This is a genomic window from Agarivorans sp. 2_MG-2023, assembly GCF_030548085.1.
Lineage (GTDB): Bacteria > Pseudomonadota > Gammaproteobacteria > Enterobacterales > Celerinatantimonadaceae > Agarivorans.
This window is the reverse complement of the sequence record NZ_JAUORQ010000007.1, coordinates 1-21,094: the sequence shown is the minus strand read 5'-3', so window position 1 is coordinate 21,094 and position 21,094 is coordinate 1. Positions and strand designations below refer to the sequence as shown.

At 47.0% G+C, this 21,094-nt stretch carries 16 protein-coding genes and 3 tRNA genes; 11 read left to right on the top strand and 8 right to left on the bottom strand.

The window, feature by feature from the left end; genetic code table 11:
* Positions 1 to 165 precede the first annotated feature (165 nt).
* Together Q4549_RS11800 and Q4549_RS11795 are read left to right on the top strand one after the other, a co-directional pair.
* A complete protein-coding gene (locus tag Q4549_RS11800) occupies positions 166 to 1,302 on the top strand; it encodes an efflux RND transporter periplasmic adaptor subunit (protein WP_303552017.1) in 1,137 nt (378 codons plus the stop codon).
* Complete coding sequence (locus tag Q4549_RS11795) at positions 1,299 to 4,385, top strand: efflux RND transporter permease subunit (protein ID WP_303552014.1); 3,087 nt, start codon at positions 1,299 to 1,301, stop codon at positions 4,383 to 4,385. The genes Q4549_RS11800 and Q4549_RS11795 overlap by 4 nt, the downstream gene beginning before the upstream one ends.
* A 76-nt stretch (positions 4,386 to 4,461) precedes the next feature.
* Here the strand turns inward: Q4549_RS11795 and Q4549_RS11790 are convergent, their stop codons facing one another.
* The 7 genes from Q4549_RS11790 to Q4549_RS11760 are packed head-to-tail and all read right to left on the bottom strand — an operon-like array spanning position 4,462 to position 11,879.
* Positions 4,462 to 5,004 (bottom strand): cupin domain-containing protein, encoded by a 543-nt coding sequence (locus tag Q4549_RS11790; protein WP_137672381.1) that lies wholly within the window; start codon positions 5,002 to 5,004, stop codon positions 4,462 to 4,464.
* A 27-nt stretch (positions 5,005 to 5,031) separates the two neighbouring features.
* Complete coding sequence (locus Q4549_RS11785; RefSeq protein WP_137672380.1) at positions 5,032 to 5,877, bottom strand: ABC transporter permease subunit; 846 nt, start codon at positions 5,875 to 5,877, stop codon at positions 5,032 to 5,034.
* Positions 5,877 to 6,803: a putrescine ABC transporter permease PotH gene (gene potH, locus Q4549_RS11780; protein ID WP_303516828.1), complete on the bottom strand. Its 927-nt coding sequence runs from the start codon at positions 6,801 to 6,803 to the stop codon at positions 5,877 to 5,879. The genes Q4549_RS11785 and potH overlap by 1 nt, the downstream gene beginning before the upstream one ends.
* Positions 6,800 to 7,939 carry a putrescine ABC transporter ATP-binding subunit PotG gene (gene potG, locus Q4549_RS11775; protein WP_137672378.1) on the bottom strand — a complete coding sequence of 380 codons (1,140 nt, stop codon included), beginning with the start codon at positions 7,937 to 7,939 and terminating at the stop codon, positions 6,800 to 6,802. Before potG ends, potH begins: the two co-directional genes overlap by 4 nt.
* A 60-nt stretch (positions 7,940 to 7,999) precedes the next feature.
* Positions 8,000 to 9,109 (bottom strand): extracellular solute-binding protein, encoded by a 1,110-nt coding sequence (locus Q4549_RS11770; protein ID WP_303552010.1) that lies wholly within the window; start codon positions 9,107 to 9,109, stop codon positions 8,000 to 8,002.
* 47 nt (positions 9,110 to 9,156) lie between these two features.
* Positions 9,157 to 10,515 (bottom strand): aspartate aminotransferase family protein, encoded by a 1,359-nt coding sequence (locus Q4549_RS11765; protein ID WP_303552007.1) that lies wholly within the window; start codon positions 10,513 to 10,515, stop codon positions 9,157 to 9,159.
* A 32-nt stretch (positions 10,516 to 10,547) separates the two neighbouring features.
* Positions 10,548 to 11,879, bottom strand: a complete 1,332-nt coding sequence (locus Q4549_RS11760; RefSeq protein ID WP_303552005.1) for a glutamine synthetase family protein — start codon at positions 11,877 to 11,879, stop codon at positions 10,548 to 10,550.
* Positions 11,880 to 12,112: 233 nt separating this feature from the next.
* On the opposite strand from Q4549_RS11760, the gene Q4549_RS11755 reads away from it, so the two are divergent.
* The 3 genes from Q4549_RS11755 to Q4549_RS11745 all read left to right on the top strand — a co-directional run bounded on the left by Q4549_RS11755 (position 12,113) and on the right by Q4549_RS11745 (position 15,931).
* Positions 12,113 to 13,483: a glutamine synthetase family protein gene (locus Q4549_RS11755; protein ID WP_303552002.1), complete on the top strand. Its 1,371-nt coding sequence runs from the start codon at positions 12,113 to 12,115 to the stop codon at positions 13,481 to 13,483.
* Positions 13,484 to 13,534: 51 nt separating this feature from the next.
* A complete protein-coding gene (locus Q4549_RS11750) occupies positions 13,535 to 14,812 on the top strand; it encodes an FAD-binding oxidoreductase (RefSeq protein ID WP_303551998.1) in 1,278 nt (425 codons plus the stop codon).
* 147 nt (positions 14,813 to 14,959) lie between these two features.
* Positions 14,960 to 15,931 (top strand): aldo/keto reductase family oxidoreductase, encoded by a 972-nt coding sequence (locus Q4549_RS11745; RefSeq protein WP_303551996.1) that lies wholly within the window; start codon positions 14,960 to 14,962, stop codon positions 15,929 to 15,931.
* A gap of 52 nt (positions 15,932 to 15,983) precedes the next feature.
* On the opposite strand, the gene Q4549_RS11740 is transcribed toward Q4549_RS11745, so the two are convergent.
* Positions 15,984 to 17,321, bottom strand: coding sequence for an MATE family efflux transporter (locus Q4549_RS11740; protein WP_303551994.1), 1,338 nt, complete (start codon positions 17,319 to 17,321; stop codon positions 15,984 to 15,986).
* Between the two features lie 177 nt (positions 17,322 to 17,498).
* Between Q4549_RS11740 and Q4549_RS11735 the strand changes: the two genes are divergently transcribed.
* The 6 genes from Q4549_RS11735 to Q4549_RS11710 all read left to right on the top strand — a co-directional run bounded on the left by Q4549_RS11735 (position 17,499) and on the right by Q4549_RS11710 (position 20,730).
* On the top strand, positions 17,499 to 17,978 hold the full coding sequence (locus Q4549_RS11735; RefSeq protein ID WP_303551992.1) for a GNAT family N-acetyltransferase: 480 nt from the start codon (positions 17,499 to 17,501) through the stop codon (positions 17,976 to 17,978).
* Positions 17,979 to 17,997: 19 nt separating this feature from the next.
* A complete protein-coding gene (locus Q4549_RS11730) occupies positions 17,998 to 18,444 on the top strand; it encodes a DUF3291 domain-containing protein (RefSeq protein ID WP_303551989.1) in 447 nt (148 codons plus the stop codon).
* An 89-nt stretch (positions 18,445 to 18,533) separates the two neighbouring features.
* Positions 18,534 to 20,075, top strand: a complete 1,542-nt coding sequence (locus tag Q4549_RS11725; RefSeq protein WP_303551987.1) for a glutamate synthase-related protein — start codon at positions 18,534 to 18,536, stop codon at positions 20,073 to 20,075.
* Between the two features lie 151 nt (positions 20,076 to 20,226).
* Positions 20,227 to 20,303 (top strand) — tRNA-Arg (locus Q4549_RS11720).
* A 29-nt stretch (positions 20,304 to 20,332) separates the two neighbouring features.
* Positions 20,333 to 20,408, top strand: a tRNA-His gene (locus Q4549_RS11715).
* Between the two features lie 245 nt (positions 20,409 to 20,653).
* Positions 20,654 to 20,730 (top strand) — tRNA-Pro (locus Q4549_RS11710).
* Positions 20,731 to 21,094 lie beyond the last annotated feature (364 nt).

The following is a 21,094-nucleotide window of genomic DNA, read 5'->3' as shown; positions in this document are numbered from 1 at the left end:
ATTTTGTAGTAGGCTGATTATAAGCGCAAGTGTTTTGTATTTTACTACATTGGCCGGTTTTTTATATGAATCTTTTTGTGAATAGAATGCGCAAACACTAGACACTAATGAGCACACTTCCTACACTGAGTAGAGCTTTTACCACTAAGTCACACGGACGTTAATATGCATAGGTCGTTATTTTCATTCACCTTTTTGTTTACCTCTCTTTTTGTAGGGGCGGTGTTAGTGAATGCTTCTTCTAATTTGGCCCATGCCGACGATTCTACAAGCCTTGCCAACGAGCCTATTAATATTGCACAAGTGAAAGCTTTTGTGCCGGTTCTTAGCGACAATTATGCCGTAGAGCGGCAGTTTGTAGGGCAAGTAATTGCTAAGCAACGTGCTGATATTGGCTTTGAACTTGCGGGTAAAATCTCTAATATTTATGTAGATGAAGGTGAAAGGGTTGAGCAAGGCGCTATTCTAATGCAACTTGATACCGAGCTACTCGAGATTGAGTACATTGACCTTCAAGCACAGCTGCAACAACTCGCCGCCGATGCCTCATTGGTTAAAGCGAATTTAAAACGAGTAAAGTCGCTGAATGATGACGGCTATGCCTCGGCGCAAAATGTTGATGAACTGGTCGCACAGCAAAAATCCTTGTGGGCCAATAAAGCCCGTATTGATGCCTCTATTAAAGCTAATCGCACCCGTATTGAAAAATCTACCTTGGTCGCGCCTTACAGCGGCATTATCGATCGCCGTACTGTGTCTGAGGGGGCAGTAGTGGGGGCATCTCAACCGGTACTAACGGTACTGCAAAAAGGCGCTAACGAGGTAAAAGTAGGGGTGCCGGTTCGTTTGCTAGAGCAAGTTGATATGGTGAAACCTAAGTCGGTTACTGTGGCTAAACGCCACTACGCCGTAGACTTGGTGGCTGCTGGTGGCCAAGTTGATCCGGTTACTCGCACTGTTCAGTTACGCTTTGCCTTGCCTGATAATGATAATTTAGTGAGTGGCCAACTGGCTTACTTAAATGTGGTAGAAACGGTAGAAGAGCCAGGTTACTGGATTCCGGTGACCGCCATTACCGACGGCATTCGAGGTTTGTGGAATGTATACGCCATTGTGGCGCAAAGTGACGGGAATTTTAAATTAGAGCGGCGTGATGTAAGCGTTCGTTATGCTACCGAAGACCAAGCCTTTGTGCGTGGTGCCTTGCAAGCGGGCGAAGCCATTGTAGCGACCGGCATGCACCGTTACGTGCCGGGGCAAACCGTTAATCCGAGCGGTGCCTTGGAAGAGGCAAGCCAATGATAGGCGCTCTTTTTAACAATGGGCGCTTAATTGCCCTGTTAATCACGCTAATTATTGTGGCGGGAATGGGCGCGGTAAGCACCCTGCCACGCAGCGAAGACCCTAAAATTACTAGCCGTTTCGCCAGTATTGTTACTCAATACCCTGGCGCTTCCGCCGAGCGCGTAGAAGCCTTGGTGACCGAGCTTATCGAAAACAAAATTCGTAAACTTCCCGAGATTAAGCGAGTGCAGTCGTCGTCTCGCCCGGGCTTTTCGGTACTTCAAGTTGAATTAAAAGACGCCGTAATTGATGTTGTACCGGTTTGGGCAAGGGTACGAGATTTGGTGGGCGAGTTGCCGCCGCTGTTGCCTGATGGCTCCTCTGAACCGGTCGTTGATGATGACCGTGGTTATGCCTTTACCAGCTTAATTGCACTGCGCTGGACGGGGCCGGGCGACACCGACTTAGCCATTTTAGGCCGTTATGCCAAAGAGCTACAAAACCGCTTACGTAACGTGTCGGGGACTGACTTTGTAGATTTGCAGGGGCAGGGTGAAGAAGAAATTCTTGTTGAGATTGAGCCCTATCAAGCAGGGGCCATGGGGCTTACCACTGATCAAGTATCGCAAATTATTGCAGGGGCCGATGCCAAAGTATCTGCCGGTGAACTCACTAACGAAAATACCCGCATGCAGTTGGAGCTTGAGGGCGAACTCAACTCTTTAGAACGGATTAAAAACATCCCGGTTAGCAGTGCCGAAAATGGTTATGTTTACCGTTTGGGTGATTTGGCCACCGTGACCCGCCAGCTAAAATCTCCACCAGAGCAAATTGCCGTGGTTGAGCGTGACTACGCGATTGTGGTGGGTGTGCGGATGTTGGCCGAATACCGAGTGGATCAGTGGAGTGCTCGAGTTAATCAAACCCTTGATGACTTTAGAACCATTTTGCCCACCAATGTAAGCGCCGACATTATCTTTGAGCAAGACGGTTATACCGCTAAACGGCTTGGCGAGCTGGTGGTAAATGTACTGATTGGTTTTGCCATTATTGTGGTGGTATTGCTGCTTACCTTAGGTTGGCGCTCAGCCTTAATTGTGGGCTTGTCTTTACCTTTAACGGTAATGTTCACGCTAGCGTGTATGAAGTTTTATGGTTTGCCGATCCACCAAATGTCGGTAACTGGCTTGGTGGTGGCGTTGGGGATTATGGTTGATAACGCCATTGTTATGGCTGATACCATTGCTCAAAAACGTCAGCAGGGTAAGAGCGGTTTGCAGTCGGTGAAAGAGTCGCTAAGCCACCTTTGGCTGCCACTGTTAGGCTCAACTTTAACCACTATTTTGGCCTTCTTGCCAATTGTATTAATGCCAGGGCCGGCTGGCGAGTTTGTTAGCGGTATTGCCTTAAGTGTGATTTTCTCGCTGATTGGTTCTTACTTTATCTCCCATACCCTAGTGGCCACCTTTTCTGGTCACTTTTTACCTTCGCAGCAAACCGCGGATCATTGGTATGAGAAAGGCATCCAGTTTCCTGCCCTCAGTCGTGGTTTTCAGGCTGTTTTACACGCTAGCTTACGCTACCCTAAAATTGCAATTTTGTTGGTTACGGCCTTGCCGTTATTTGGCTTTTACAGTGCTGGCAGTTTAACCGAGCAGTTCTTCCCGCCGTCTGACAGAGACATGTTCCAAATTGAAGTTTACATGGCGCCGCAGTCGAGTATTTACGCCACCGAGCGTTTAACCGAAGAGCTCACTGAGCACCTTTACGCAAAACAAGGCATTAAGTCGGTGAGTTGGTTTGTTGGCAATAACGCGCCCTCATTTTATTACAACTTAATGCTGCGTCAGCAAGGGGCAAAAAACTACGCCCAAGCGATGATTACCACCGATGATTTTCGCGCCGCCAACCGCTTGATTCCAAACTTGCAGGCCGAGTTTGATTTGCTCTACCCTCAGGCGCAAATTCTGGTAAGAAAACTTGAGCAGGGCCCTCCGTTTAATGCGCCTATTGAGCTGCGCGTTTATGGGCCGAACTTGGATCAGCTTAAAGAGCTTGGTGATGAATACCGACGCATTCTTTCAGAAATCCCTCATGTTACTCATACCCGCGCCACCTTGTTAGCGGGCACACCTAAGGTGTGGCTAAAGGTAAATGAAGAGGCCTCTCGTTTAAGCGGTGTCGCGCTTACTCAAATTGCTGGGCAGTTGCAGGCGAATTTACAAGGCCGAATTAACGGTAGCGTATTAGAAGCCAGCGAGTCTTTGCCGGTGCGGATCCGTTTAGCCGATGACCAGCGTCAGCAATTAGAGAACTTGGGTGACATTACCCTCACCAGTGAAATTGCCGGCAATATTCCTTTGGCCTCTTTGGCAGAACTAGAGATTAGGCCAAGTCGCGGCGAAATACCGCGGCGTAATGGTCGTCGAGTAAACGTGGTAGAAGGCTACTTGCGTACCGACATTTTGCCTGATCAAGTGCTAGAGGTATTTAGTCAGCGTTTAGAAGAAGAAAACGTTCCATTGCCTGCTGGTTACTCGATTGAGTTTGGTGGCGAAGGAGCCGAGCGTAACGAAGCCGTTGGCAACTTATTAGCCAGTGTGGGGATTATTGCAGTACTGCTGGTCACCGTGGTGGTGGTGTCGTTTAACTCCTTCCGCTTGAGCTTTCTAATTATGATTACTGCTATTCAAGCAGCGGGTTTGGGTTTGCTAAGTGTTTATTTAGGCAGTTTCCCCTTTGGTTTTACCGTGATTATTGGTTTGTTAGGTTTGGTGGGTTTAGCGATTAACGCCGCCATTGTTATTGTGGCCGAGTTGAAATCTGATCCCAAAGCCTGTGCTGGCGAAGCTGAAGCAATTTGTTTTGGAGTGCTAAGCTGTACTCGTCATATTAGCTCTACCACTATTACTACCGTGGGTGGCTTTTTACCCCTGATATTAGAAGGTGGCGGTTTTTGGCCTCCGTTTGCGGTGGCCATTGCTGGCGGCACGGTATTAACCACGATGTTATCGTTCTTCTTTGTGCCAGTGGTGTTTTCACTGATTGCCAAAGGTAAGCGTAAAATTCCATCGGTAGGTGAACCTACAGTAGCGCACTAATTTGCTATAAATAAAGACAAACAAAAAGCCGCTAATAGCGGCTTTTTTGTGGCAATAATTTATCTCAATGCTGGGGCTAGAAGGTTGGCGGAGTCGCGGCGCTAATTAACTCACATTCATCTTTGCTTTTATTGCGGAAGCGGTGCGGTTTGCGGGTTTCAAAGTAGTAGGAGTCGCCGGCTTTTAATACTTTAGATTTGCTGCCAACGGTAATCTCAATTTCCCCACGAATCACAATCCCGCCTTCTTCGCCTTCATGTTGAATAAACTCGGTGCCGGTATCTGCGCCGGGTGGGTAAATTTCGCGTAAAATAGCCAACTGACGGCCATTATGTTTGCTGCCGACCAATAGCATTTTTACCATGCCATCACCTAAATCGGTGAGTTCGTCTTCGCTATAAAAAATCTTATCGTCGCTTTCCATTTCTAAGGTGAAAAACTCGCCCATAGAAATAGGAATTGCATCAAGGATTTTTTTCAAAGAGCCTACCGAAGGGTTAACTTGGTTCTGCTCAATTTGCGAGATCATACTGTTAGTGACCCCGCTTAATTTTGCTAATTCTCGTTGCGAAATGCCGCGCATTAAGCGAATACTTTTCAGGCGTTTTCCAACATCCATTAAGTTTGTTTCCTCAATTTCTAACGCCTATTTAGCATTGCCGGTTCTTAATTCCTGCAAGCGACGTTTCTCTGCTTTGGCCATAATCCACCAAGCAATAAAAGTAGCGACAGATACTACACCAATTATCAGTGTGGCTAGGGCATTAATTTTGGGACTTACCCCTAACCTTACGCTAGAAAACACCACCATTGGTAAGGTTGTTGCGCTTGGGCCCGAGACAAAGCTCGCAATGACTAAGTCATCTAAGGATAAGGTAAAGGCCAATAACCAACCCGCCACAATCGCCGGTAAAATGGTGGGTAAGGTAATCACAAAAAATACTTTTAAGGGGGTAGCCCCTAAATCCATGGCGGCTTCTTCAATGCTTTTATCTAGCTCACGCAGGCGCGAACTCACCACTACCGAGACATAAGCAGTACAAAAAGTAACGTGGGCAATCCAAATGGTTAACATGCCGCGTTGGCTAAATAAATCAAACACTTGCCCCAAAGAAATGAATAGCAGTAACAGGCTTAAACCGGTGATAACTTCTGGCATAACTAAGGGGGCAGTAATCATAAAGGCAAAGCTGGTTTCGCCTCTAAACTTGTTATAACGGGTCATCACAAAAGCGGCTAACGTGCCCAGTACCACCGCGGCGGTGGCCGACATAAAACCAATTAGCAAGCTAAGCGTAATGCCGTTCATTAGCAGGGCGTCGTCAAACAAGGCGCCGTACCACTTGGTAGAGAAACCACTCCATACCGTGACTAAACGGTTGGCATTAAACGAGTAGATGATCAGGCTTAAAATAGGCAAATAAAGAAAAGATAAGCCTAAGCCGAGTATCGCCCACTTCCACTTGGTTTTGTAAACGGGGATAGCGTCCATTAGCCGGCCTCCATTTCACGTTTTTGATAGCGATAAAAGAACATAATCGGCACCATTAATAGCAGTAACATCACCGAGGCAACGGCTGCAGCCACTGGCCAATCGCGGTTATTAAAGAACTCTTGCCAGAGAATTTTACCAATCAAAATGGAGTCTGGGCCGCCTAATAATTCAGGAATAACAAACTCGCCCACGGCTGGAATAAATACCAACATCGAACCGGCAATAATGCCGGCCTTGGTTAATGGCAACAGCACTTTAAGCAGCACGGTGGTGGTAGACGCACCTAAGTCGCGAGCGGCTTCTACTAAGGAGTAATCGACGCGCATTAAGGCGGTATATAAAGGCAAAATCATGAACGGTAAATAGGTGTATACAATGCCAATGTACACCGCAGTATCGGTATGCAATATTCGCAAAGGTTCGTCGATAATCCCGGTGTACATCAAAATATTGTTTAAGAAACCGTTGTTTTTAAGAATGCCAATCCATGCGTAAACACGGATCAAAAAGCTGGTCCATGAGGGTAAAATAATTAGCATTAACAATATATTACGATTGGCGGGGCTAGAGTGAACAATTGCCCAAGCCATGGGAAAGCCAATGATTAAACACAACAAGGTTGAGATGGAAGCAATCCGTACCGACTGCAAGTAAGAGCTAATGTACAGGCTGTCTTCAATTAAGTAAGCGTAGTTGCCTAGGTTTAGCAGTATTTGCACCTGCTCCTCGGCCATTGTCATCAGCTGAGTGTAAGGTGGAATAGCAATAACCGCTTCGGCAAAACTAATTTTGAAGACGATAAAAAATGGCATCAAAAAGAATAGAAATAACCAAAAGTAGGGCACGGCGAGTATCGCACAGCGACCACTGGGCGTAAGGCGAGTGAGCCACTTTTTGAGTTTGGCTGATGATTGAGTGGTCATATTTTTAACACCACGCAGCTATCGGCTTGCCAGCATAGATAAACTTGGTCTTCCCAGGTGGGCATGTTGTTGCGATGGCGACTGCTGTTAGGCATGGCTGCCGTTACCCGCTTACCGCTGGCCAAGCGTACGTAATAAATTGACTGGTCACCTAAGTAGGCAATGTCTTCTACGGTGCCTTGGCACACGTTGTTAGTACGTCCTTTTAGGGTTTTGAAAATACTCATTTTCTCGGGGCGTACCGCCACCATAAATGGCACGCCAGGGGCTGATGATACACCGTGGTTGAGACTAATAGGAAAGCCCAGTTCTTGGCTATCAATGGTGGCGCTGTCGTTATCGTTGTCGCGTAATACACCCTCAAACACGTTCACCGAGCCAATAAATTCGGCGCTAAAACGCGAGTTGGGATATTCGTAAATTTCTTCTGGTTCGCCCACTTGAATAAACTGACCGCGATTCATAATCGCAATCCGGCTAGCCATGGTCATGGCTTCTTCTTGATCGTGGGTCACCATTACGCAAGTTACGCCTACTTTCTCAAGAATATCCACTACTTCAAGCTGCATTTGCCCGCGAAGGTTTTTATCCAGTGCGCCCATTGGTTCATCTAGTAGCAGCAATTTAGGGCGTTTGGCTAAGCTTCTGGCAAGCGCTACGCGCTGACGTTGACCACCAGACAGTTGATGAGGCTTACGCTTGGCGTAGTTTCTCATGCGCACTAATTCCAGCATTCTGGCCACGGTGTCGGCTATTTCGTCTTTTGGGAGTTTGTCTTGTTTCAAACCAAAGGCGATGTTTTGTTCTACGGTCATATGCGGGAACAAGGCATAAGACTGAAACATCATATTGACGGGGCGTCGATGCGGCGGCACGCCAATAAGATCTTGGCCGTCGAGAATAATGCTGCCCGAGCTGGGTTTTTCAAAGCCGGCCAGCATTCTTAACAGCGTTGATTTACCACAACCTGATGCACCTAGCAGTGCAAAAATCTCACCTTTGTTAATGGTAAGGCTTACGTTATCTACCGCGATGGCTCCATCGTAATCTTTGCTAATACTTTCAATGTGTAACAAAGGCTCCGGAGCCTTTTCTCCGTCTACCGGAAGCTTTGAAATGTGTGACACCGCAGCCATTGCGGATCCTCCATCAAGAAACAAAAACGTGCTTGCCACCCTTAGGTGGCAAGCGACTCGCTAGTTTTGAAGAAACTTAGTCCAAGAGCGAGTAAGTGTGCGTGACACTTTCGCTGGCGTTACCTTTGCGCCATACAGCTTGGCTAGGGTTTCGTCACTTGGATAAATACCTGGGTGCTCAATAATTTCGGGATCAATAAACTCCTTCGACGCTGGCGTTGGGTTGGCATACCACACGTAGTTAGAGATTTCTGAAATCACCTTAGGCTGCAATAAAAAGTTAATGAATTTATGCGCGTTATCTTTATGTGGCGCATCTGCTGGAATCGCCATGAGATCAAACCACGCTAAAGCGCCTTCCTGCGGGATTACATATTCCACCTCTACGCCATTGTCGGCTTCTGCCGCGCGATCTGAGGCTTGTAGCACATCGCCAGACCAACCAATAGCCACACAAATGTCCCCATTCGCTAAGTCATTTATGTATTGCGAAGAGTGGAAATAAGTGACGTAAGGGCGAACTGCTTTTAGCAGCTGGTAAGCTTCGCCGGTGTCTTTGTAATCGTTAGGGTCAACACTATTTGGGTCTTTACCCACATAGTGCAGCGCCGCTGCAAACAGCTCAGTTGGGGCGTTTAAAAATGCCACGCCACACTTTTGCAGTTTTTCCATATTCTCTGGTTTAAACACTAAATCCCAACTATTGGTGGGAGCGTTTTCGCCAAGCACTTCTTTAACTTTGTTTACGTTGTAACCTAAGCCTGTGGTTCCCCATAAATAGGGCACTGCATATTGGTTGCCCGGATCTGCAGTGTCATCAAGCATGTCCATAATTTTAGCATCTAAATTGCTATAATTAGTGAGTTTTGTTTTGTCTAATTTGATAAACGCGCCTGCTTGAACTTGGCGAGCTAAAAAGTCTGAGGTAGGAACCACAAGATCGAAGCCAGTTGATCCCGATAGGATTTTAGCTTCTAGCACTTCGTTTGAGTCAAATACGTCGTAAACCACCTTAATGCCCGTTTCGGCTTCAAACTGAGCAATGGTATCTTCGGCGATATAATCTGACCAATTGTATACATTAAGCACTTTTTCTTCTGCTGCCTGCAGGTTCATTGCGCTGGCAGTTAACAGGGAAGCTATGGTTAGCTTCAGGCTAGCTTTGTTCATCAATGTTCTCCAATTCCATGTGGTGTTTGCTCGTACTGCTTCGCGGATTAACTCAATGCCTGCAGAGTGTCATCCAAACTTTGTTTTGCCAGTGTGATTAACTGATCTATTTGTTGTTTAGTGATAACCAATGGAGGGGAAATAATCATGGTGTCGCCACAGGCGCGCATAATTAATCCATTGTTAATGCATATATCGCGACATACGCCGCCAGCGCCAACATCCTTGCCGTAGCGCTGATTGGTGTTTTTATTGGCGACTAACTCTATGGCGGCCACCATGCCTTTACTGCGTGATTCACCCACTAAAGGATGCTCGCCCAATTCTTGCCAGCGTTGGGCAAGGTAAGGGGCGGTGTCGTTACGCACAGTGTTAACGATGTTTTCTTGCTGCATGATGCGAATGTTTTCAATAGCTACAGCACAAGCCGCGGGGTGACCGGAATACGTAAAGCCGTGGGCAAACTCGGTATCGGCGTCAATTAAGCCTTGTGCCACTTTATCCGACACCATTACTGCGCCCAGTGGCAAGTATCCTGAGGTAATGCCTTTGGCTAAGCACAACAGGTCGGGTTTAATGTTATAGGTTTGGCTGGCAAACCATTCGCCAGTGCGGCCAAAGCCGCAAATCACTTCATCTACTATCAGTAAAATTTGGTACTTATCGCAGATCCGTTGAATCTCTGGCCAGTAGCTATCGGGGGGAATAATCACTCCGCCAGCTCCTTGAATGGGCTCGGCGATAAAGGCGGCGACCTTGTCTTCACCTAATTCGAGGATTTTTTGCTCTAACTGGCGAGCGCGCTCTACACCAAAGGCCTGCGGATCTTGGCCTTGGCCCTCTTCAAACCAATAGGGCTGGTCGATATGGCAGATGTTGGGCAGCGGTAAGCCACCTTGGGCGTGCATAAAACCCATACCGCCAAGGCTTGCACCCGCCATAGTGCTGCCGTGATAAGCATTGTTGCGGCTAATGATTTCGAGCTTGTTCGGCTGGCCTTTGCTAGCCCAATAGTGGCGAACCATACGCACCACGGTGTCGTTACATTCTGATCCTGAGCCAGTAAAAAATGCTCGATTTAATCCCTCGGGCGTAAGCTCAGCCAACAGTTTAGACAGCTCTACCGCAGGGCTATGAGTGGTTTGAAAAAACAAGTTGTAGTAGGGCAGTTGCTGCATTTGTTTGGCCGCCGCATCAACCAACTCTTGGCGACCATAGCCTAAATTTACACACCATAGTCCGGCCATGGCATCGAGCAACTTGTTGCCTTCATTATCGTATACAAAAACACCTTCGCCTCGTTCTATCACTCTAGCTCCTTTCTCATTTAACTCCTTAAAGTTAGTGAAAGGGTGCAAGCAGTGGGCGCTGTCTTGTTGTTGTATCGTTAATGTTGCTGTGCTCATTTTGCCTCCTAATGGCCGGGGTAACTCATTGTTTATACGTTGAGCAATAAAAACTCACGTTCCCATGAACTAATCACTTTGAAATAGGTTTGGTATTCTTTGCGCTTCACCGCCACGTAGCAGTTAACAAAACGCTCGCCGAGAATATCTTTGAGTTCGTCACACTGCTCTAGCTTAACCAGCGCTTCTTCTAAGGTGCCGGGCAAGGTGTAGCTGTCTTCACTAACGTCTCCGGTTTCTTGGGCAGACGGTACGAGTTTGTTTTTCATGCCTATGTAGCCGCAGGCCAAGGTAAGCGCCATTGCCAAATAAGGGTTGGCATCGGCGCCGGCAAAGCGGTTTTCTACTCGGCGGTTTTGCGCATCAGACAAGGGGACACGTAATCCTACGGTGCGGTTGTCGATGCCCCATTGCAGATTAATCGGTGCTGAGTCACCAAACATTAAACGGCGATAGCTGTTCACGTTGGGTGCGTAGAAGGCAATGCTGGCGGGAGTGTATTGCTGTAGGCCAGCAATAAAACTTAAAAATTGCTCGCTGTTGCTGCCATCACTATTGGCAAACAGGTTGTTGCCATCAAAGTCTTCCAAACTCTGGTGAATGTGCATGGCACTGCCGGGTTCATCTTCCATAGGTTTAGCCATGAACGTGGCATAAGTATCGTGTTGCAGCGCGGCTTCGCGCATGGTGCGTTTAAACAAAAAGACTTGGTCACAGGCGAGTACTGGCTCGCCATGATCAAAGTTAATCTCCATTTGTGCGGCACCGGATTCATGCACCAAGGTATCTACATCGAGGTTTTGCGCCTCACAGTAGTCGTACATATCTTCAAACAGCGGATCAAATTCGTTTACCGCATCAATACTAAATGATTGGCGGGCTGTTTCTGGGCGACCATTACGGCCAATGGGCGGCTCAAGGGGGTAGTCCCAATCTACGTTTTTCTTCACTAAGAAAAACTCGAGCTCTGGGGCGACAATGGGCTTCCAACCTTCTTTCTCATATAAGGCCAGCACTTTTTTTAGCACCGAACGCGGCGCCATACCAATTAACTCACCATCGGCGGTGTAGCAATCATGAATTAGCTGAGCGGTGGGTTCTTTTGCCCAAGGCACAAAACGCACGCTGTCGGTGTCGGGTTCAAGGTTCATGTCCTTTTCAGTCCAGTCGAACAGTTCATCGTCGTCTGGCCAGTCACCAGTTACGGTTTGGTAGAAAATTGATTCTGGAAGGCGCATACCGCCTTCTTTGAGGTATTTGCTTGCGGGGATAATTTTACCGCGGGCGTTACCGGTAATATCGGGGATGAGGCATTCAACTTCGGTTATCTTGTTATCCGCAAACCACTTCCTGACGTTATCCATAATCACCTGTTATTTATTGTTAAGTAAACTAGGGCATATATCGACGCCCTCGGCTTTTTGCTCCGTGCTAATTAGAATTGTCACGATTTGGCGATAAAGTCAACAAGGTGTTAACTAAAACCTAAATATAGCGTCTTTTTTGGCTTATAAGGCAAAATTATTTGCATTATACTTAACACTATGTTGTAAATCTAAGGGCTGTAAGGGACGCTTTTACTGAGGGACTGTTAATTATGTTGAAACACCAGCCGCAGGATCGAGCAGATAGTTTGCTTGAGCAAGTACACCACTTTTTGGCCGCTCATCCGCATCTAGAAAGCATTGATTTAATGCTTTCAGATATGAATGGGGTGATCCGAGGTAAACGTATTGAAGCGGCATCTTTGGAAAAAATAGCCAAAGAAGGTATGTGTTTGCCTGCATCGGTGTTTGCCTTAGACATATGTGGTGAAACAGTTGAAGAAACAGGGCTAGGTTTTGAACAGGGTGACGGCGATAGAATTTGTCACATACTGCCGCACAGTTTAAGTGTTATCCCATGGAAGAAAAACGCCGCGCAAGCTCTTGTCACCATGCATGAAGTGGACGGCCAGCCTTTTTTTGCCGACCCTCGTCAGTTATTAACTAAAACACTTAGCCGCTTGCAGCAGCGCGGTATGTTCCCTTGTGTTGCTATAGAGTGGGAGTTTTACTTACTGGATGCGCGTAGTGAAAATCGCCAGCCGCAAGCGCCTTTATTACCTAAATCGCAACAACGCATGCAGCAAACCCAAGTTTACTCCCTAGATGAGCTAGACGAGTTTTCTGAGTTTATTCGAGACATTCAAGACTACTGCCATACCCAAAACATTCCCAGCGACAATGTAATTGCCGAATATGCACCCGGCCAGTTTGAAGTGACCTTGCAGCACCAAGAAGATCCGCTTTTAGCCTGCGACCAAGCCATTTTGCTTAAACGCGCCATTAAGGCGGTGGCTAAACAACATGGTTATTTAGCCACGTTTATGGCCAAGCCCTATGCCGAGCATTCGGGTAATGGCTGCCATGTGCACATCAGCATGTTAGATGAATTGGGCAATAATCGGTTTGCTAAAGATAGCGCGTTGTTGGAACACGCCCTCGCGGGTTTACTCGATACCATGCCACAAGCCATTGCCTTACTGGCACCTAACGCCAACTCTTATCGCCGTTTTCAACCTGATATGTTTGTGCCACTGCAGGCAAACTGGGGCTGGGATAACCGCACTGTTGCCTTACGTATTCCTTCTGGTAGTAAGGCGAATACACGTATTGAACACCGCGTAGCAGGCGCAGATTGTAATCCTTATATCGTTATGTCGGCTTTATTGGCGGGTATTGATTATGGTATTGACCAGCAGTTAGATTGCGCCGAAGCGGTTAGTGGTGACGCCAGTAAAGCTAACGCGCCGGCTTTACCTACCTATTGGCAGCAAGCCTTAAAAACTTTTTCCCACTCTACATTATGGTCTCTCTTAGGTGAGGACTTTAGCCACGTTTATCACGCTAATAAGCTCAGCGAATGGCATCGCTTTGAAGCACAAGTCTCGCCCCTAGAGCAACAGTGGTATCAACAAATGGTGTAGCGCTTAGCTAGCAGGGAAGCAGCAGTTTATTTTTAGATCAAAGGTGAGTACATGAAAGCGCAACATGCAAATTCCTATTATGCGGCGAGTGCGAATCTGCAGCTTGATTATCCGCAACTGAAGGGAGACCAGCAAGCAGATGTATGTGTGGTGGGTGCAGGCATAACCGGCGCGACTACCGCCCTAGAGTTGGCCAGCAAAGGTTATAAAGTCATCTTATTAGAAGGTGAGCGAGTAGGCTGGGGCGCCTCGGGTCGCAGTGGCGGCCAAGCTATTTTTGGCTGGGCCTCGGAGCAGTCAACGCTTGAAAAGCTAATGGGTAAAGATGATGCCAAAAAGATGTGGGATTTATCGGTAGAGGCTTTAGCCGTTACCAAGACCAATATTAATAAGCACAAAATTGATTGTGATTGGCAAGATGGTCAAATTCATGTGGCAATTAAAGATCGCCATGTAACAGAGCTGAAAGCATGGCACGAGCAACTCAGCAGCGATTATGGTTATGACCAACTAGAATATTGGAACCGTGACAAGCTAGAAAGCCAGCTCGCTAGTCCGCGTTATTTAGGCGGCATGTTCGACCCCAATAGCGGCCATTTGCACCCACTAAATTATACCTTGGGTTTAGTTAAAGCCGCTGAATTAGCAGGCGCCGAGATTTATGAAGACAGTAAAGTCACCAAGATTGAACATGGCAGTAAAGTAAGCATAACCACCGCCAGCGGTAGGGTGACTTGTTCCCATGTGGTGCTGGCGTGTAACGCCTATATGGAAGGGCTGAATAGCAAATTAGAAAGCCGAGTGATGCCAGTGGGTACTTACATTTGCGCGACCAAGCCCTTAGGCGAGCAGCGAATTCGTGAGTTAATTGCTAACAATATGGCAGTGTGTGACATTAATTTTGTATTGGATTACTACCGCTGTTCAGGTGATCATCGCATGTTGTTTGGTGGCCGAGTGAGTTACTCCGGCATAGAGCCTCGCGATCTCGCAAAAACCATGAAGCAACGTATGGATTGGGTATTCCCGCAATTGGCAGATGAACAAGTCGAGTTTGCGTGGGGAGGCAATGTGGGCATAACCATTAACCGCGCCCCGCACTTTGGCCGTATTGCCCCTAATGTGTATTTTGCTCAGGGCTTTTCTGGGCATGGCATTGCCGCTACAGGATTGGCTGGCCAGCTAATGGCTGAGTCGATTATGGCAACGTCTGAACGCTTCGATATTTTTGAAAAAATCTCCCATATGCCTTTCCCTGGTGGGCGGTTGTTACGCACGCCGGCTTTGGTATTAGCCATGAGCTACTATCGCTTACGCGATCTTCTTTAAAGTTTAATGCAGTGCTTACTTGGTTTAGCACTGCATTGTTTTACTGCTTCGAACTATAGTGCGTAAATTCTGCCTATAAACCTATTAGCCAATGAAGATTTATCGTTATACTTGCTCAATATTCGTAACAATAAAGGCATGCGACAAATGGCTGCATCTCCAATTAATTTAGTTTTACCTAAGGCGAGCCGCCTCGTTTATGGCTGTATGGGCTTAGGCGGTAACTGGGACAACTCTCCAGTAAACCAAGACCATGTAAATCAAGCGAACGCGGCAATTGATGCTGCTTTAGAGATTGGCATTAACTATTTCGACCACGCCGACATTTACACCATGGGTAAAGCCGAGCAGGTATTTGGTCAGGTATTGGCGCAGCGCCCAGAGTTACGTGAGCAAATTATTTTGCAAACCAAATGTGCGATTCGCTTTGGTGATGATAAGTGGTGTGGTCGCTACGATTGGTCGGCAGATTATATTCGTCAAAGTGTTGAAGACTCGTTACGTCGTCTACAAAGTGACAGCATTGATGTGATGATGCTACATCGCCCTGATCCGCTGGCAGAAATGGATGAGGTGGCGGAAGTATTGCAAGCGCTTAAAGACAGCGGCAAAGTACAACATTTTGGTGTGTCTAACATGAGCGGTGCTCAAATTGCACATTTGCAATCAGTACTCAGCTTCCCGCTGGTGGCTAACCAACTAGAAATGAGCTTGTCTAAGCTTGATTGGTTAAATCACAACATTGCGGTGAACGACGAGCAAGTGAAAGGGCATAGCTTTGCTGCGGGCACCTTAGAATATTGCGCGATGAATAAGGTGCAAATTCAAGCTTGGGGCAGTTTAGCGCGCGGTTTGTTTAGTGGTGCCGACCTATCTAATGCAACTCAACAACAGCGCGATACCGCGCAGTTAGTTCGCCAGTATGCAGACCAGTACTCGACCTCTCCTGAGGCCATTGTATTGGCGTGGTTAATACGCCACCCTGCGGGTATTCAGCCAGTGATTGGCAGTGTTAATGTTGATCGCATTCGCGCCTGTGCAGATGCCACTAAAGTTGAGCTAAGCCGCGAGCAGTGGTACCAGCTTTACGTGACTTCGCGTGGTCAGGCCTTACCATAGGCGGATGACTTACGTTGAAAGGCCGAGTTGATGCTCGGCTTTTTTATGCCTTTCAGGCCTGTTTTAAAGCGAGTTCAGCCTTAAACTGTTGCACTAATTTTACCAGCCACCATGCGACTAACAGGCTGAGTAATACCGTAGATAAGGGCATCACCAGCCAAATGCCATTCACTCCAAACAAGAATGGTAGAACCAACATAAAGGGCAGTTGAATAGCCATGTTGCCAAGCGAAATAAAGGTGGCACGGCTGGCCCGGTTGATTGACTGAAACACCACTGCACCGGTAAATACTAAGCCATCTAAGGGCATAGCCCAAAGATGCAGGCGAATGCCGCTTACGGTGGCGTCTAGCAAGGCTGGGTCATCGTTATTAAACACTCCCACGCTAAACTCGCTAAATCCATTCATCAGTAGTACGGCTGCCACCCCAGTCCCTAAAATAATGCTAAATCCTAAGGCCATTACTTTAAGTACGTTGTCATACCGCTTGGCGCCATAGTTATAAGATATTAGCGGCTGCATGCCATTGGCAAAACCTTCAGCGATAAAGTAATAAATTACACTCAGGTAAAGCACAATCGCGTAAGCGCCAGTTTCGGTTATGCTGCCGTAGCGTAAAAAGAGGTAGTTATGAATCAGCGTAATAAAAGCGGTATAAACAGTGGTGAAAAAGCTACTCAAGCCTAAATTAGAAATGTTTGCCAAGTAGCGGGTATTTAGCCTAAAACCACTAAACTGAAAACGTAAGTTACTATAGCGCGAGCCAAAATAAGCGAGGGCTAACAGCATCACAATCGCTTGCGCACCCAAAGTTGCGTAGGCAGCGCCCGCTAATTCCCAGTTCCATTTTACAATGAACAAGTAGTCGAGGCCGATATTGGCTAATGCGCCTATTACCATCAAAATGGTGGCAAAATTGGGTGAGTTATCGTTACGGATCAAAATAGGCAGTGCGCAGCTAAACAGCACCACTAATGCGCCGTTACCCAGTATGCCTAAGTAGCTTTCTGCCAATTGTTGAATATTACCGCTGGCGCCTTGCCAAGTAATTGGGTTGGCCCCCAGCAAGGCTAAAATAGCACTGAATATGAGCGCCATTAACACCATTAGTAACAAGGCATGGTTAAACAAACTTTGTACGCGTTGCTTGTCTCCTTCGCCGCTGGCAATCGAAATGAGTGCTCCTGCACCCACCCCTACCATTAACCCTAAACCGGTAACCAAGAAAATAATTGGCCAGGCTAAGTTAATGGCTGCTAAGCCTTCGGCACCCAATACTTGGCCAATAAATATTCCATCTACAATTAAGTAAATGCCGCTCACGATCATTGCGACCACAGAAGGGATGGAATAACGCCAAAATTGTTGAGTAATATTTTTACTGAGCATGAGCTGTCACTTGTGTTCTAAACGCTGGGTAAAGCTAAGGTGTGAAAGTGGAACCATCATATTCGCTTTACCTAAGCAGGCAAGAGGAAAACTGCGAATTAAGGTATATGCTTAACTGATTGTACATAGCTTAAGGCTTTAGCTGGTTTAAGCTGCGGTTAATCTTAAGGAAACTAGATGGATAAAGGCTTCACCGTTCGCTTGGCTGAGCTTGATGATGCTGCGGCCATTAGTGTTTTAGTCAGTCAACTTACTCGGCGTTTTTTGGTTGAGGACTTTAGCCCCGCTGGCGCAGCTCGCTTGCTAGATGCCATGAGCGAACAGGCGGTTCGTTCATATCTTCAACAAGGCTTTCGTTATCATCTTGCTGAGCAAACATCAGAAAATAGTACTGAGCTGGTGGGGGTAGTGGCTATGCGAGACAATCAGCATTTGTATCATCTGTTTGTCGCCGAAAGCGCTCAAGGGCAAGGATTAGCGTCGTGCTTGTGGCAACACGCTAAAGCGTCTTGCTTAGCCAATGGCAATTGTGGCGAGTTTACGGTAAATGCATCGCTTAACGCGAAGGCGATTTATCAGGCATGGGGTTTTGTGGCTGAACTAGAACGCCGTGAAACCAAAGGGATCATTGATGTTCCAATGCGTTTAGTTCTTTAACATACAACAGGATAAAAACATGCATCTAGCTCAGCTTAATATTGCCACTGCTAAAGATGAATTGGATTCTCCTCGCTTGAAAGAGTTCGTAGATAACCTTGAACCGATTAATGCTCTGGCTGAAGCCAGCGAGGGGTTTATATGGCGATTAAAAGACGAGACCGGCAATGCAACCGAGATTCAGGCTTTTAGCAATCCCAGAATCATTGTGAATATGTCGGTATGGCAGTCGGTAGCCAGTTTACAGGCATTTATGTTTAAGACTCATCATGTAGATTTTATGCGCCGCCGCAGTGAGTGGTTTGATAAATCACCGCTGGCGACCTATGTATTGTGGTGGGTTGAAACAGGGCATCGGCCAACGATAGAAGAAGCGTTAGCGCGATTAGAGCACTTGCGAGAACATGGTGAATCTGAACATGCTTTTAGTTTTAAAAGTAAGGTCAAAGCGCCAGCGACTAAGTAACTAAGCCCTCATGCCAGCCAAAAGCGACTAAGCTGATTGAATGCAAAGCAGCGTAAATTAGCTTGGGCAAGTAAGCGTGAGGAGTGTGTATGAGCAAAGCAATTATTGCCGATAACAAACCTAAAAAGGTAAATTTAGTAAAAGGTGACCAATATTACTTTTGCAGTTGTGGCCGCTCTAAAGCCCAGCCCTTTTGCGATGGCAGCCATGCCGGTACAGGCTTAAGCCCCAAAGCTTTTAAGGCAGAACAAACCGGTGATGCCTATTTATGTGCCTGTAAAACCACCGCTAATAGCCCCTTTTGCGACGGTAGCCACAAGCAAATAAGCAGTGAGCAAATCGGCAAAGAAGCTCCGCAAGCTAGCGCGGTTAATGCTGCGCCTAGTGCGACTCCTACAACTGAAGAACCTACCGTGGCGTTTATTCACCAGTTAGCTCGCGAGGGTTTATCCCAACTTGGGCATCACGGCGCCATGACCTCGATGGGAGTGCCGAGGCATTTATTGCCGCACTGGGATGATATTCAAATTATGGTGGCGCAAATGGCTACCAAACCCTTGTTAGAAGACCATCCTGTTTCTACGGAGTTGGTTATTGGTCCAGAGGCCAAAAAACCGCTGCGTTTAGATATCCCCTTATTTGTGTCCGATATGAGCTTTGGTGCGTTATCTGAAGAAGCCAAAATTGCTTTAGCCAAAGGGGCTGAATTAGCCGGCACTGGGATATGTTCTGGCGAAGGTGGTATGTTGGCTGAAGAGCAGCAACAAAACTCACGTTATTTTTACGAACTAGCTAGCGCCAAGTTTGGCTATAAAGAGTCTTTGTTAGCAGCAGTGCAAGCTTTTCATTTTAAAGGGGGACAAGGGGCGAAAACAGGCACTGGTGGGCATCTTCCGGGTAATAAGAACCAAGGTAAAATTTCCTTGGTAAGGGGCATTCCAGAAGGTGTATCGGCGATTTCGCCGCCTACATTTCAAGATATGCACAGCGTGAGTGATTTTAAGCATTTCGCAGACCGAGTGCGCGAGATGAGCGGCGGTGTTCCAGTTGGCTTTAAGTTAAGTGCTAATCATATTGAGCGTGATATTCAGTTTGCTTTAGATGCTAGTGCCGATTACATCATTCTCGATGGGCGCGGCGGTGGCACGGGCGCAGCCCCAGAAATATTTAGAGACCACATTAGCGTACCCACTATTCCAGCTTTGGCTAGGGCACGCCGCTACTTAGATCAGCAAGGTGCAAGCGGCAGAGTTACGCTCATTATTACCGGCGGTTTACGTTTGCCAATGGACTTTGTCAAAGCCATGGCTTTGGGCGCTGATGGTATTGCTATTTCTAATAGCGCGATGCAGGCGATTGGTTGTGTTGCGGCTCGAATTTGCAATACCAATAACTGTCCGGCAGGCATTGCTACTCAAAATGCCGACTTGCGCCAACGTTTGAACGTTGATAAATCGGCTCAACAATTGGCTAACTTTTTTGATGCCTCGGTGGCATTAATGACGGTGATGGCCAGAGCGTGTGGTCATGAGCATTTAAATCAGTTCAGTAAAAAGGATTTGGCAACGTGGCATCGAGAAATGGCGCATCTTAGTGGCGTAGCTTATGCGGGCTTTAGCCCCATCACGTAATCGTGCAGCTGGCGATAAAAAGTACTAAAGAGGGCATAAATTTGGCGGCTTTTTCAGCACTTGTAAGAAAAGCCAGCAAATACATTTTTTTTTATAAAATGTCTTTACAGAAGGGGGCGAAAACCCTAATATACGGCTCCTCCAGCGTTGAGCACCCGTAGCTCAGCTGGATAGAGCGTCGCCCTCCGGAGGCGAAGGTCACAGGTTCGACTCCTGTCGGGTGCGCCATTACTTCGGAAACGCTTGAAAACTCTATGGTGGGTATAGCTCAGTTGGTAGAGCCCCGGATTGTGATTCCGGTTGTCGTGGGTTCAAGCCCCATTACTCACCCCATATTCAGGTTAGCGAAATTCGTTAATCTAAAGCGCTAAAGTTAGGCACTGGATTTATCCAAAAGTAACTTAATCGGTGATAGTGTTTTTAGTAACGCATCATCGCGAAGCTCATAAAGAGTGGGACCAGAGGGTTAGCCTCTATAAATACTAAGAAATCGGTGATTAGCGCAGCTTGGTAGCGCATCGTCGCGAAGCTCATAAAGAGTGGGACCAGAGGGTTAACCTCTATAAATACTAAGAAATCGGTGATTAGCGCAGCTTGGTAGCGCATCTGGTTTGGGACCAGAGGGTCGGGAGTTCGAATCTCTCATCACCGACCACATTCAAAGCCTCGTCAGAAATGACGAGGCTTTTTTGTATCTGCATTGTGCCCATGTTTTGAGGTAAGCAAGCAGGGAGTTCGCCTTTTAACCTTGCTCATCACCGACCACCTTAAAAAAGCCTGCTCATTGAGCAGGCTTTTTGCTTTCTAGGGCTTAGGTAATTTCTTTACCTAAGAGTCGGGAGTTCCCTTTTAACCTTGGCTCATCACCGACCACATTCAAGGCCTCGTCAGAAATGACGAGGCTTTTTTGTATCTCAATTGTGCCCATGTTTTGAGGTAAGAAAGCAGGGAGTTCGCCTTTTAACCTTGCTCATCACCGACCACCTTAAAAAAGCCTGCTCATTGAGCAGGCTTTTTGC